Below are 13,731 nucleotides of genomic sequence, written 5' to 3' on the forward strand. Positions count from 1 at the left end.
ACAATCTGGCAGGTGAATTCGCTTGCCCGCGGGGTTTATTGGCGCCCGTCGGTGGGCTTACCGCCGGATTAGGGGCGGTCCGGAGCGCATCGCGATCCCGCAGTGGGCGCCGGACATCACCCCCCTGAAGATCACCGAGCTTGGGGTCAGGCGCACCGGTGTGCCGGCACCGACAGGGACGCCGGCCGACTTCGAACTCGGCGAGCGGCGCATCCGGGTGATCATCGATGCGCAGGGTCTGCTCGATCGCATGACGGTGGCCCTCGGCAACAACGAACTGACCATCCAGCGCGTCTTCCAGCGGGGCAGCCTGTAAGGGAGGACGTCGACAGCATCGCCCTCCCCGGCCGAACCATTCGCGCCGGGTGGAACGTGCGCTCCGCGCGCGTTCGCGGGCAGACGCGGAAATCGCAAATCAACGCACCGTGACGACGACCCGGCGTTCGCGGGGGCCATCCAGCTCGACCAGCATGATCGCCTGCCAGGTGCCGAGCAGCAACCGGCCCTGGTGTACGGGAATCGCCTCGCCCGGACCGAGGATCGTCGCCTTGATATGCGCCGCCGCATTGCCGTCGACACGATCGTGGCGCCAGATGCCCTCGGGTATGATCTTGTCGAGCGCCGCCAGCACGTCCTCGCAGACGTTCGGATCGTCGTTCTCGTTGATGACCACCGCGGCGGTGGCGTGGGTGACGTAAACGGAGCAGATCGCCTCGTCGAGTCCGGCCTGGCGGACGACTTCGCTCACCTGCCGGGTAACGTCGAGCATTTCGTACTTGCGTGCGCTGCGCACCCGGAACTCGGTCTGCATCGCGAGGACCTCTCCTGTAAACTACATCCAGGCGCCGCCGTCGACGCGCAGGATCTTCCCGGTAACGAACGAAGCGTCGTCGCTGGCGAGATAAACCGCGGCCTTGCCGATATCCTCCGGCGTCCCCGGCCGGCCGAGCGGGATCCCGGCGACGATGGCCTCGCCGTGGAACTTCATCAAACGCTCGCCCATGTCGGTGGCGACCAGGCCCGGCGCGATACAGTTCACGCGCACCCCGGCCGGGGCGCACTCCTTGGCCAGCGACTTGGTCAGCGCGTTTACGCCCGCCTTGGCGACGTAGTACGGCGAGCCCATCGGGCCGCACTGATCGGCGCCGATCGACGAGACGAGAATGACGGTGCCGCTGCGCTGGTCGACGAGGTGCCGCACCGCGGCTTTGCACGTATAGAACACGCCGTGCAGGTTGACGCCGATCACCTTGTGCCAGTGCTCGATGTCGACGTCCCACACCGTTTGCGCCCGCGAGGCGATGCCGGAGTTGGCAACGACGATGTCGAGCCGCCCGAAATGACCGAGGGCGCGCTCGACCAGTCCGTGCACCTGCTCCCAGACGGCAACGTCCGCCTGCACGGCCAGAGCGCGGCGTCCGAGGGCCTCGATCGCCGCCACCACGGCGGCAGCGGATGCGGCGTCGCGGCGATAGTTCACGATCACATCCGCACCGCTGCGCGCCAGTTCCACCGCAATACCACGCCCGATTCCACGCGATGCCCCGGTGACAAGGGCGATCCTGTCGGCCAGTCTTTGCATCCGATTTACCCCTTTCTGTGGGCCGGTTCTGAACGGCGGATCGCTCGTCGCTCGTGAATCGTCGCTGCTTATCCGCCGATCGTCGCCGGCCCCTGACCACTGATCACTGACCCCTGACCCCTGACCCCACCGCACCCTCACTCGTACAACAGCGCCCGCTCCCGCCCCGCCGTGTAGGTCTCGAGGCCGCCGCAGGCGCGCTGCCACACGGCATCCAGGTCGGCACCGGCGTCGATGGCGGTGCGGACCCCCGGCGTGCCGGTGAGGAGATCGATCGCCGGAACGTCGTCCCGGAACTCGTAGGCCTCGGTGCGCCAGCGGAACTCCTCGGGCCACAAACGCTTGACCGCCGTGAGAATTGCGAGGCCAGTGCGATAGGCATCGAACGCGGCCCGGTCGATTACGTGCAGTTGCAGCGCGCCGCAGCGCCGGCGGGCGAACTTGTGAAAGGTCGGTTCGATGACGCATGGGCGGAAACGCACGCCCGGGAGATCGTCGGGGCGCAGCTCGGCCTGCAAGGCATACGGATCGACGAACGGCGCGCCGAACAACTCGAACGGGCGGGTCGTGCCGCGACCCTCCGACAGATTCGTTGCTTCGAGCAGACACATGCCCGGGTACACGATCGCCGTGTCGAGCGTCGGCATATTGGGTGACGGCAGCACCCACGGCAGACCCGTCGCATCGAAATACGCCGCCCGTCGCCATCCCTCGCACGGCACGACGGTCAGTGCGCAGCCGATCCCGAAGCTGTCGTTGTACAGCCTCGCCAGTTCGCCGACCGTCATCGCGTGGCGCTGCGGCACCGGATAGAGCCCGCAGAAGTTTTCCAGGCCCGGATCGAGACCGCCACCTTCGATCTGCACGCCGCCGATCGGGTTCGGCCGATCGAGGATCATCACCGCCACGCCTGCTGCCCGGGCCGCCCGCATGCACAGCGCCATCGTCGCCGCGTACGTGTAATAACGTGCGCCCACGTCCTGCACGTCGAACACGAGGACATCAATCTGTGCCAGGTCCTCGGGCCGAGGCGACAGCGAGTCGAACGTCGGCCCGTACAGACTGATTTCCGGCAGTCCGGTGACCGGATCGCGGCTGCTGCCGACTTCGATCATGTCCTGCGCCGCACCGCGAATGCCGTGTTCGGGCCCGAACAGCAGGCGCAAGTCGATGTCCGCATGCGCGTGCAGCAGATCGACGGCGTGCGTCAGATGACGGTCCACCGTCGTCGGGTTGGCAACGAGTCCGACCCGCGCCCCCTGCAGCCAGCGCGCCGGGTCGTCGAGTAACCGCTCCAGCCCCATTCGCATGCCGCGATCATGGCCCGGCGCCACGCCGAGAACAACGGGCAGTTGCGGCTGTCGCTCCGCCCGCGGGGACTCTCGAAACCGCGGGGGGAACACGGAGCACGGAGCCCCGAACACGGACTAACCCCAATGCCAGTCAGTTAAGGAGGCCGGCAGTGACGGGCGCCCTTCGATACGGCCGCTGGGGAGATGCGGCCTACTCAGAGCGAACGGTTCTATCATCTTGAATAAGAAGATCTTTCTCCGCTCACCCTGAGTAGGCGCCGGCCTCTCAGGCGCCGTATCGAAGGGTGTCCACTTGGCGCGATCTATTCAACACTTGGGGCAACGCGGTAGCGTGACGCAGTCAGCCGAGAACCCGGCGGGGGGCCTGCCAATCAGCGACGAGCTGCCTCAATTCATCGAGGTGGCCACCCGGCGCGACGTGTGCAAACACGACCTCGTCCGCCAGCGCCGCCACCAGGCGATTGCGGTCGGTGGCCAGGCTCTTCGTCACCCGTCGCGCCGCCGGGGGAAATTGCGACACGACAAGCAATCGGTTGTCGGCAAGCGGCTGCCTCCATTCGGCCGGCAGGCGCATGCCGTCCAGTCCCCGGGCGAGGCAGACGATGACGGGTTGCCCGCCGCGCAGGAGGATGCGCAGGCATTCCTTCTCCACCGGCGAATGGAAACCGCCGATCACGCAGCGGCCGGCATCGCGCCAGCGGGCGGCCTGGTCGTATGCGGCGAGGATGATGTGACCGGGACTGCGCGCGGAGCAGAAGAGCGCTGTCTTCGGCAGGTCCAGCGCGTCGAGGTTGCCCAGCACCGTCAGCTGCGCAGGCGCGCCTTCGCCCAGGCGCTCGCGCAAACGCGACGGGTACCGGGCATCCGTGGCGGCGAGCGCAAACGAGGTCATTCCTCCTCAGACCTGGACTCGTCGTTGAGGCTGTAGCGCAGTGGCGCCGGCGCAAATCATCTCGTCGCGATCAGCGAACCGGCAGCTGGTCGCTCTCGGCTCGCTCCAGGAGCGCCTCCTCTCGACGTACCGCCTCCCGCAGCCCGGCGGTCTCCTCCATGGTTGGTAGTGAAGAAAGCTGTTCCTGCATCTGCCGGAGGAAGCCGATCAGGGTTTCGAGATCCGCGCTGGCCTGCCAGGTTCCGAAGACTCAGCAGTTCGCCGCCGGAAGTTCACGGGCGTGCGTGATCTCACGCCCGGACACCGGGCGAACTTGCGAGGCCTCAAGGGTAACCACGGCCGCCGTGTGTCCGTCGAGCGCGACAAACTCCACTTCGTATGCCTGGCCGTCTTGGTACACGTGCACCACCGTGCCGACGTCTCCCGGCTCCAGTCCCTCCTCGCGGATGGCTGCGGTTAACACAACGCGTTCGTGTTCCTTGATCACGTGCGCTCCTGTTCCTCGTGCGGATAGGCCGTCACGAGGCGTGGCGTCTCCAGTCCAAGGTCGATGATCCAGACGGTACGAACCAACGGGGATCGTTTGCTCGGCGTTCCCATCCTGCCATCGACAACATACTTCTTGCCGTGGCGCGATTCCACCCGGCTCGTGACGTCGGCGTCGAGAGCGAGCTTGCGAAGGGCTTCGGCCAGGGCCCGCCAATCGTTCCGATCGAACCCCAGGCTGAGAAAGAACGCCGCCTTGCCGCCGTTATCGGGATGCGCGGCGTTCAAAAGATACTCCGCGATCTTCTCCCGCTCGACTATCGCGAGGGCGGCGTTGGGAAGTTTCACGCCTGCGACTCCTGCCTTGTTAGGGCCGACAGTGCCTCGTAAAGCCGCCTCGGCGTCCCACCACGTGCCGCCTTCACCTCCACCTCATCCAGCTCCGCGCGCCGTTGCCGAACCTCCGCGACGAGCCGTCCAAGCTCCTCCCGGCTCATTCCTCCACACCTCCCGCCTCGCCGCCCATGCGGTGCTTGATGTCGTAGTTGATGCGGTGCCGAACCATCACGCTGTCCTCCACCGGGTCTTGCAATACTCGATCGCTTACTTCGTTGTCAGCAGCCGCGTCGAGTTGCCGGTGCGGATGTACAAGTGCTCGAATTGCCCTTCTTCGATGAACACCGCGCGCGGGCTGGGTTGGATGACGACGCGGCAGAGGTCTTTGCCGTCGAGCGAGTGGAACGTGATGCCGAGCTGCGGGGTGAGGTCTTTGCCGACGCTGTTCAGCAACAGATCATGGAGGAACAGCTCGTAGCCGTCGCGGCGCTTCTTGTGGACGGTCTGGTAGTCGTGTTGCAGGCCGATGATCGTGCCGTCGTCGCCGACGCCGATGAGCAGGGTGCCGCCGTCGCTGTTGAGGAAGGCGGCGACGGTCTTGACGATGACCTTTTCGAGCTCGCCGTTCTTCTTGTTGTCCTTCAGGTCCCAGCGCGCCGACGACTTGAACTCGACGCGCGGCCCCTCGCCCTGTGCCAGCAGTCCACCGAGGTCAATCAGAGTCGGTGTTATCCGAGTCCTCGTTCAGCGGGAAATAGCTCTTAGTCACGTCCTGGCCCTCAGTGGGGGTCCAGAGGAGGCGCCGCACTGCTTGCCGGTGTGCATCGTCACCGCGCGTCGGCTGCTGCTGCTGAGGCGCGGTCGAGTCGTCATTTTCGCTCAGACGGTGGCTCATAACTTCCTCTGATTGCCGGGCTTCGCGCCGTGAGTTTCCACGTTTCCGGCGGTGGGCGTGACGATGAGAGGGTTGGCTTTGGTACCTGGCGCTGTAGGATCTGGCGGCTTCGTTCCATTCGGCCCGGATGTCGGCGCGGTAGACGGCGTCGACGGGGTGACCGTGGGCTCGTTTCCCATAGTAGCTCGATTGATAGCAGAGGATTGTGGTCCCAGCAAAGCACTCATTGCGAGAACGCCCACGCCAACAAGGACGGGGAGTAAGGTCCATTGGAACCAGGTTGTGGCTGCAGCGATTTGCTTCCCCAACCTCTCGGCCAAGTCATGAAAGTGATCGTAGCCCTTGGCGTAATATGCGCCGATCATCCTGTGGGCCTCGGCTTCATCCTTCTCGACCAAGTAGTCCGCAAGCACGGTGGGGCTCTCTGGCGCAAGCAGATGGGCGCCCCGGTAACCGATGTGAAGCAGCCGCCGCAGGACGAAGAACTGTACCACCAGCGGGGCGAGCAGCAGGATTAGTGAGGTGCTCCGGATTACGATGTCCAGCGGAACTGCCCTGTCGAGTGCCAGACGGGCCACGATCGTCACTTCGAGCCCGATCACGACGCCGATTGCCGCGATCAACTGGCGAGCCCAGCCGCGATACTCGACGATGCGGGCGTCTGCCGACGCGAAACGCTGCTTCGCAAACTCGGCCCAGGTTCGAACCATTCCGGGATCGGCCGGTACAGCTGGGGTTCCGGGATCGTCGGCCATAGACCAATTGGTCGTCACGTTGTCCTCCACCGGATCTTGCAATACTCGATCGCTTCCTTCGTCGTAAGTAGCCGCGTCGAGTTGCCGGTGCGGATGTACAGGTGCTCGAACAGGCCTTCTTTGATGAACACCGGGCGCGGGCTGGGTTGGATGGCGACGCGGCAGAGGTCTTTGCCGTCGAGCGAGTGGAACGTGATGCCGAGTTGCGGGGTGAGGTCTTTGCCGACGCTGTTCAGCAACAGATCATGGAGGAACAGCTCGTAGCCGTCGCGGCGCTTCTTGTGGACGATCTGGTAGTCGTGTTGCAGGCCGATGATCGTGCCGTCGTCGCCGACGCCGATGAGCAGGATGCCGCCGTCGCTGTTGAGAAAGCCGGCGACGGTCTTGACGATGACTTTCTCCAGCTCTCCGTTCTTCTTGTTCTCTTTCAGATCCCAGCGCGCCGACGACTTGAACTCGACGCGCGGCCCTTCGCCCTACGCCAGCAGCGCACCGATCTCGGCGTCCACTGAGGCGGGCGCGAACTTGTGATATGCCTCCAGCGCCGCGTCCGTCACCGGCTGCGGCACGACGGGGAAGGTCGTCAGGATGTAGGCGAACTCCTCCTCCGTGAGCCCGTAGAGGTGCGCGATCAGACCGTCGAGTTCGGCGCGCAGGCGGGCGCGCTCGACAGGATCGGTGGCGCCGTCCTGGTGGCCGCGCAGGCCGATTTCCTGCGCGAGGTCGTCATACTCCGCGGTAGCGCAGATCAAGCGCGCAGCGCGCGAGACGATCGGCCCGAACTGGGGGTCGCTTGTCGTCAGCCGAGGGACTGGAAGCTGGTAGATGTAGAACATGTTGAGCGTGCTGGAGACCTTCATGCGCAGGAACCAGTCGAGCGTGAAGCTATTGGCAATGGCGCACAGGAAGAGCATTTCGGCGTTGGAGATACCGGTCTCCAGCACTTTGATGGTCGTGCTGTTCACCTCGGTGAAGACGTTCTTCGGCGTAATTGTGGAGATCATGGTGCGCGTGTCGGTGTTGCGAGCGATGCGCCGGTGCACCCAGCGATAGCTCTGATAATCCATCGCCTGCCCCGCATCGGGCTCCTTCCCGAGCAGCGCACGGCGCCCGTCCTTCTCGTCGATCCAGTAGCCCGAGTGCCCCTCGGCAAGGCAGAACTGGTTGAACATCTTTCCCGTAAACAGGGGCAACCGCCCCGTGCCCGGCCTGGTCTTGAAGAGGTGGCTGTCGTTCCTCATGTGGAACTCGTTGGTGAGCACAACGTTCCACCTGCCGTCGAGCTCCTCACCCAGGAATGGGAAGGAGGCCATCTTGTCGGAGATCCGAACATCGGCCTCGTTCCTAAACTTCATGATCGATAGGGAATCTGGGGAGAGCCGACGGACAAGATCGACCGGGACTCGCAGGTGCTCTGACGAAGAGTGTAGGAAGTACTCCAAGTGGTCTGGTGCAACTGCCTCGCGAGGATTGATACGGAACGCTGCTGTGAACTCGGCCGTCTCGCCACCCTTTGCGAAGGTCAGCAGGCACAGCTCCTGTCGATGATCCACGTTCTCGAAAATGAACCTCTCGTTGGAAAGGTCGAATAGCGTGTCTAGGCGAGCCGACGAAAACAGGACGTCCCGGAGTTGCTTTGAGCCTAGGTCCGAGCAGATGCTGCCAGGAACGATCATTCCGCAATGACCGCCCGACCCGGCAAGGTTGAAGCACTGCTCCAAGAACAGCTTGTAGAGGTTGATGTCGGTACCTGCGCGCTTCCCGTTCACGACCGAGATCTGGTTCCGGTACTGCTGTGCTGACCGGTAGAACTCACTCACGTGCGGGAAGCCGCTCTGGTACTCCAGCCACGCCTCGCGAATTCCCGGCTTGCGGAGGAGCTTGCCCTTCTCCTCTTCGAAGTCCTCGATGCGCATCTTGTTCTTCGACACCAGGTCGGAGTAGTCGTCGAAGAACTCCTTCGCGTTGGGCTTGAAGATCTCCCAGGGCGGGTTGGTGATGATGGCATCGAAGCCGCCGCGCTTGTTCAGAATCTCGTCGAACTCGTAGCCCCAATGGAACGGACGAAGGGCGCGGATGTCGGCGAGCGTCAGCGCGCGCTTGGTGGGCCTGCCTTCGGTGTTCTTCTTCGCGTCCCACGTGGCTTGCTCGAACTTGATCTTGAGGTGCTTGCTGAACTCGTCGAGCAGGATCTGATCGAGGGCGTCCAGTGCCTGTGCCTTCTTGCGCTGAATCTCATCCCGCATCGCCGTGAGATCCTCGGTGTAGCTGGTGGCGTGGCGGTACTGGTCGATGAGCCGGTTCTTCTCCGCCAGGATCTGCTGATAACTACGCTTGAAGAGATCGCCCTGGGCAAAGCGCTCGTTGAAGGCGTCGTCATCGACGTGCATCAGGCCGATGAGCGAGTTGCCGGCAAGGATGTTGAAATCGATGTTCGGCAGCGGCTCGAGCTGGTCGACGTGATCGACCGCGGCGACCAGCGCCAGGAAGAGGCGCAGCTTGGCGATTTCGGTCGCCTCCTCCATGATATCGACGCCGAACAGGTTGTCCGTGATGATCCGCTTCTTGATGAAGTAGCCGATGCTCGGGTGCTCGCGTTTGGTGGTGTGCAGCCAGTCGCTGAGGTTGCGGTTGTTGAGGAACTCGATCCTGCCTACGACCGCGGCGTAGACGTTGATCAGTGTCTTCATCGCCGCGACCAGAAACGCGCCCGATCCGCAGGCCGGATCGAGCAAGGTCAGGTTCGGCAGGACGTTGTGGAGCAACTGGCGGCAGAGCGCGGCGTCGAGGTTGATGAGCAGTTCGGCTACGGATTCGAACTGGCGTGATGGGGGGAGGCCGGGGATTGAAGAAGAAGATGAACCCTCACCCCGGCCCTCTCCGGCTGGTGATGCGGGTGACGGGCCGTTTACGCCGTCGAGGATGAGCCGATGGATCGTGCGCTCGCACAGGTACTCGGTGATCTCGGGGCGCGTGTAGTAGGCGCCGAACTCTTTCTGGTTGATGTACTTCTCGAAGATGTAACCGAGGACGTCAGGGTTGATCTCGTCGTCCTTACCGCCGGGCGTATCGTCGAGGTGCCAGGAGTAGCGCCCGAACAGCGCGAGGAGGTTGTCGAACGCCTCGTCGGGTACGTCGATGTCGGGATACCGTTCTTCGATCGGGTGCGTCAGGAACAGACCGCCGTCGAGATATTTGATCTCGCCGAGTAGCGCGCGGGCTTCCGGTGAACGTTGGTCCGCCGGCTTCGCAAAGCCTTCGAAGAAGAGCATGCGGAGGAAGCAGCGGTAGTAGCGGTTCTTTTCGGCGGCCCGGCTTTCGGAGAGCTTGTCCTGCAGATAGTTCCCGTTGCCGTTGTCGATGAAGTGCTTCTTCTGCAGGAAGTAAACGAACATCAACCGGTTCAGCAGCACCGAGGCGTACCAGCGGCGATCGCGCTCGTCGTCGATACCTTCGATGAGCTGGAGGAAGGCGATGTGCTGGGCTTCGTACTCCCTGTAGAAACGCCTGGTGATCCGCTCGACGTCGAGCGCTTGCTTGAGGCGGCGGGCGACCTCGGCGATCGGCATGTTGCCAGCTTCGTCCAGCTCGCTGATGTCGACGACCATGGCCGCGAGCTTCCCGAGGAAGAGGTCGCCGGGCTGGCCACGGACGTAGAGGTGATCGCGCGGGTAGGTCTTCCCGTCTTGCCGCTTCACCCAGTACCAGAGGCTTTGGGTACGCTGCTTGTCGGTGAAGATGAGCAGGTTCTCGTGGTGCAGGCCGGCGACTTCCTTGCGCAGCGCGGCACAGGTCCTGGCGTCGGGGATCGGGCCGTCGTCAGCCGCGATCTCGAAGACCACGACACCCGAGAGCTGCGCGACCTGGCGGCGCTCGAACGTCGCGCCGTCGTGGGTGATCGCCACAACGCGCGTTGATGTGGGTTGCGACCAGCCAAGGACCTCGACGAAGAGAGTCCTCCAGTCGAAGTCCTGGATCAACTGGCGGGCACGGACGGAGTCGAAGGCCATGCTCAGAATCCCCTCCCGCGGAGATGCGGGAGAGGGGACAGGCCCAACGAGCAGATGATCCGCGGTTCGCGCGATTCCTCTTCCTCCTGAACGATGCACAGACGCCCCTCCTCCCGCAGCTCGACCACACGTTCGGCTAGCGTCTGGTCAGTGATTCCGCTGCGAAGTAGGCGGTTCAGGGTGTCGATCGCCACGGGACGGAGCGGGTAGTTGTAGAGGTCCTCGATTGCTCGATGCAGATCCTGCGTGTCGAACAGCGTACCCCTGATGTGCTCTGCATAGTGTTTGAGTCGCTCATAGGTGCGGAACCTCGCACCGGATGGACGGCCGAGTTGCCCGCCGACCGTCTTCTCTTCCTTCGCGACCTGTTCGGCGGCTTGCCGAACGAGATCATGATGTCGTTCATGACGGGCGAGTGCCGCCGTCTTCGGTGTGCACGCGGCGGCTTTCAGAATCGCGAACTGCGACTCGGTGATGCTCTTGCCGTCCGTGTCGACCCACGCCAGCGCATCATTGTCGTCCGCGGTTCGTACGTAGACCAGCACACCCTCGGGCTCGTCCCTAGTTGGTGTGTGTGGCTTCGCCGAGAACACCACGTTGGGCAGGTCGGCGATGATCTTCTGCACGGCCGGATCGCGGTCGATGGCGTTCTTCCAGATCTGAAAGGCGTACGAGCCGAGGTCTACCTCGGTATCATCATCGCCGTCGAGGATACCGGCCTTTTCGGTGAAGAGGTCGCGCACGGTTTGGTCGGCATGGTCGTCTTCGAAGAACGCCTCGTCGGTGCCAACGACCTCGGCGTTCTCACGCAAGCGCTGGCGCACCCGAGCCCGGAGTCGGATGATTCGTTCGACGCCATCGGCAGGGAGGAACGAGTAACAGAGAATCGCGTCGGCCTTCTGCCCGATTCGATCCACACGTCCGGCACGCTGAATCAGACGGATGATGGCCCACGGAAGGTCGTAGTTGACGACGATCGCGCCGTCCTGAAGGTTCTGCCCTTCGCTCAGCACATCGGTTGCAATGAGAACGTCGAGGTCGTCCTCGGGCCTGATCCAACCTCGCCGGTGATTGCTCTCCGGGCTGAATCGCCAGGCAAGACGCGTCGGGTCTTCGGCATCCCCGGTCACCCCGGCAATCCGGGCGACGCCGCGTGCCTCAAGTTGCCGGGCCAGATACTCGACGGTGTCCGCGAACTGTGTGAACACGAGGATCTTCTGCCCGAAATGCTTTCGAGTGATCAGCTCGAGGAGCTTGGAGAGCTTGGCGTCGCGCTCAGGTCGCCACTCGCCACATTGTTTCAACACCCCAAGCAGCGACGCCACATCGGCCTGCAGATCCTTCGCGAGCTGGCCTTGGAAACGATTGGCGCGGAGCCACTTGAAGCGCTTCTTCAGCGGACCGCCGTAATGCGCGTAGATCTCCGCAGCGCGCTTGCGGAAGTCGGCGTCACTCCTCAGTCCCGAGCCGTTCGGCTGCGTTCCGCCGTCCTCTTCATCCTCGGCAACGAGATCGTTGTCGGCATCGCTAACGCCGGTGTCGAGAAGACTTGCGTCCTGCGTGCCGATCGGGACGGGGTCCCCGTTCTCAAGGGCGTGCAGATAGACGAAGTTGCGAAGGACGTGGCGCTCCACGGACTGGATGAACGCTTGACCGCTGCTCTCGAGGCGCTTGAACAGGTTCGTCCGGCAGAAGCCCATCAACCGCTTCCCGGCGCGGCCCAGATCCGCGATCACATTCGCCTCGGCAGTCGTGGGCGGGTCATAGGGACGGGGCTCGATATAGTTGCCCAGCCCATAGCGTGGCAGCGTCAGATGATTGATGGCGTTCACCACCGGGTCGGCATAGAGCTTCGCGTACTGGTCGTCCGGGTCCTTGTCATCGATCTTGAACTTCACCGTCCTGGGTTCGCGCGTCGGGAAGTACGAGCGGGTGCCGTCGGCGAAGGTGAGGAACCTGCGCCCGTTGCTCGGGTCCGTCTCCGCGTAGTTGTCCTGGATGAACGTGCGAGTTCGCCGGACCAGGTAGAGGCGCATCAGCTCGCGCCAGTCATCCGCGTATTCGCTCTTTTCGAAGGCGGCGAGTGAGCGGACAGAGCACTGGTGACGGCGGATGAACTCGGTTTCACCCAGATCGCTCAGCAGCTTCTCCGGTCGAATCCCCAGGTCCCGATCCTCGGCGATGAAGAGGCGCAACTGGTTGCCCAGGTCGCCGTACGTCTTGTTGTACGGAGTGGCCGACAGCAAGATGACCTTACTCTCGTTCTTCTCGATGTACTCGCGGATCACCCGATACCGCTTGCCCTCGCGGTTGCGGAGGTTGTGGCTCTCGTCGATCAAGACAAGGCGGTGGCGGCGCAGCTCGGGCAGCTCCTTCATGACCTGGCTAACGGAGAGCACTTTGCTCCGGAGGCGGTACCGTATTCGGTAGTCTTCCCACATCGGCACCAGGTTCTTCGGGCAGACGATGAGCGTTTCGAGATCGTGGTCATCCTCGAAGATGCGCGCCAGCGCGGTTGCGATGAGGGTCTTCCCAAGACCGACCACATCGCCGATCAAGACGCCGCCGCGCTTGTTGAGATGGTGCGCTGCGATTTTCACGGCCGCGACCTGGAAGTCGAAGAGCATGTCCCCGAAATCCTTCGGGATGCGGAACTCAGTGAGCCCGTGGCGAGCTTCCTCCGACAGGTGGTACGCCATCTTGAGGTAGATGTAGTAGGGCGGAAGGGGCTCCTCGCGCGCCCAGCTCTGCTCGATGATCTCGACCAACTCGTCGGAGATGTCGACGCACCAGCGATCCTCCCAGCGGTCCTCGAACCAGCGCGCCAGCTTCTGGCAGGCATCCTGATCGACAACGTCGACGTTCAGCTCGCCCTGCTGAGAGAGCCCAGCGAAAGTCAGGTTGCTGCTGCCGAGGTAACCGACGGTGGGACTGATCGGGTCGGGCCGGAAGAGCAGGTAGAGCTTCGCGTGGAGCTGATGGCGGAGATACAGTTTGACGACGACCTTCTTCGCTTTGATCTGCGCCGCGAGACGTTGCAAACCAGCCTCGTCTGCGTTGGTCGGCGTGCCGATCATGAGTTGCTGGCGGAACTCTTCCGCCAGCTTTTTCTTCAGGTGAATCGCCGTCTGATTGTCGATGCCATCTCCCGTGTGGACGAGGCTCAACGCATCGCGCAGCTGATCCTGAGCGAGCCGCTGCATGCCGACCAGCAGCCGGCAGCACTGCCCGGGGCCGCCTGCCCATCGTTCGACGTACTCATCGATCCGCTTCCAGCCGCGGAGGTTGAAGTAGCCGACGCAGAAGTCGGCCCGGTCGGCGAGGTGCAGAGTCTCGCGTAGCGCGGGGAGCAGGGACTGGTCGATGTTGTCGAAGATTCGCGGCATCAGCGGCCCCGAGGCTACATCTCTTGACGGAATCGTTACTGCATAGCGCAGGATGGCGAGAGAGATCAAAACCGCG

10 protein-coding genes and 1 pseudogene are annotated in these 13,731 nt (G+C 63.5%); 2 read left to right on the forward strand and 9 right to left on the reverse strand.

Features of this window, described 5'->3' with window-relative positions:
• Positions 1-22 precede the first annotated feature (22 nt).
• On the forward strand, positions 23-316 hold the full coding sequence (locus L6Q96_20200; protein MCK6556876.1) for a hypothetical protein: 294 nt from the start codon (positions 23-25) through the stop codon (positions 314-316).
• Positions 317-415: 99 nt separating this feature from the next.
• On the opposite strand, the gene L6Q96_20205 is transcribed toward L6Q96_20200, so the two are convergent.
• From L6Q96_20205 to L6Q96_20230, 6 genes are all read right to left on the reverse strand, one after another.
• A complete protein-coding gene (locus L6Q96_20205) occupies positions 416-811 on the reverse strand; it encodes a secondary thiamine-phosphate synthase enzyme YjbQ (GenBank protein MCK6556877.1) in 396 nt (131 codons plus the stop codon).
• Positions 812-832: 21 nt separating this feature from the next.
• The gene (locus L6Q96_20210; GenBank protein ID MCK6556878.1) at positions 833-1,582 is read right to left on the reverse strand and encodes an SDR family oxidoreductase; all 750 of its coding nucleotides are present in this window, start codon (positions 1,580-1,582) and stop codon (positions 833-835) included.
• Positions 1,583-1,719: 137 nt separating this feature from the next.
• Positions 1,720-2,892 (reverse strand): DUF1343 domain-containing protein, encoded by a 1,173-nt coding sequence (locus tag L6Q96_20215; protein MCK6556879.1) that lies wholly within the window; start codon positions 2,890-2,892, stop codon positions 1,720-1,722.
• Between the two features lie 343 nt (positions 2,893-3,235).
• Positions 3,236-3,787: a DNA-processing protein DprA gene (locus L6Q96_20220; protein ID MCK6556880.1), complete on the reverse strand. Its 552-nt coding sequence runs from the start codon at positions 3,785-3,787 to the stop codon at positions 3,236-3,238.
• A gap of 250 nt (positions 3,788-4,037) precedes the next feature.
• Positions 4,038-4,274, reverse strand: a complete 237-nt coding sequence (locus L6Q96_20225) for a DUF4926 domain-containing protein (protein ID MCK6556881.1) — start codon at positions 4,272-4,274, stop codon at positions 4,038-4,040.
• A complete protein-coding gene (locus L6Q96_20230) occupies positions 4,271-4,621 on the reverse strand; it encodes a hypothetical protein (GenBank protein ID MCK6556882.1) in 351 nt (116 codons plus the stop codon). Before L6Q96_20230 ends, L6Q96_20225 begins: the two co-directional genes overlap by 4 nt.
• A 303-nt stretch (positions 4,622-4,924) precedes the next feature.
• Here L6Q96_20230 and L6Q96_20235 point away from each other — a divergent pair, with 303 nt between their 5' ends.
• Positions 4,925-5,374: a hypothetical protein gene (locus tag L6Q96_20235; protein ID MCK6556883.1), complete on the forward strand. Its 450-nt coding sequence runs from the start codon at positions 4,925-4,927 to the stop codon at positions 5,372-5,374.
• A 126-nt stretch (positions 5,375-5,500) separates the two neighbouring features.
• Here the strand turns inward: L6Q96_20235 and L6Q96_20240 are convergent, their stop codons facing one another.
• The 3 genes and pseudogenes from L6Q96_20240 to L6Q96_20250 form a co-directional block, all read right to left on the reverse strand.
• Positions 5,501-6,301: a hypothetical protein gene (locus L6Q96_20240; GenBank protein ID MCK6556884.1), complete on the reverse strand. Its 801-nt coding sequence runs from the start codon at positions 6,299-6,301 to the stop codon at positions 5,501-5,503.
• A pseudogene (locus tag L6Q96_20245) lies at positions 6,274-10,269 on the reverse strand (putative DNA binding domain-containing protein). The gene L6Q96_20240 and the pseudogene L6Q96_20245 overlap by 28 nt, the downstream one beginning before the upstream one ends.
• 2 nt (positions 10,270-10,271) lie before the next feature.
• Complete coding sequence (locus L6Q96_20250) at positions 10,272-13,655, reverse strand: phospholipase D-like domain-containing protein (protein ID MCK6556885.1); 3,384 nt, start codon at positions 13,653-13,655, stop codon at positions 10,272-10,274.
• Positions 13,656-13,731: the final 76 nt, after the last annotated feature.

Source organism: Candidatus Binatia bacterium (assembly GCA_023150935.1).
In the GTDB taxonomy this organism is placed as follows: Bacteria; Desulfobacterota; Binatia; order HRBIN30; family HRBIN30; genus JAKLJW01.

Excerpts from the sequence above, each read along its gene's own strand:
- L6Q96_20250 (MCK6556885.1), bottom strand. The coding sequence starts at position 13,655 with ATGCCGCGAATCTTCGACAACATCGACCAGTCCCTGCTCCCCGCGCTA.
- L6Q96_20215 (MCK6556879.1), bottom strand. The coding sequence starts at position 2,892 with ATGCGAATGGGGCTGGAGCGGTTACTCGACGACCCGGCGCGCTGGCTG.
- L6Q96_20205 (MCK6556877.1), bottom strand. The coding sequence starts at position 811 with ATGCAGACCGAGTTCCGGGTGCGCAGCGCACGCAAGTACGAAATGCTC.
- L6Q96_20220 (MCK6556880.1), bottom strand. The coding sequence starts at position 3,787 with ATGACCTCGTTTGCGCTCGCCGCCACGGATGCCCGGTACCCGTCGCGT.
- L6Q96_20210 (MCK6556878.1), bottom strand. The coding sequence starts at position 1,582 with ATGCAAAGACTGGCCGACAGGATCGCCCTTGTCACCGGGGCATCGCGT.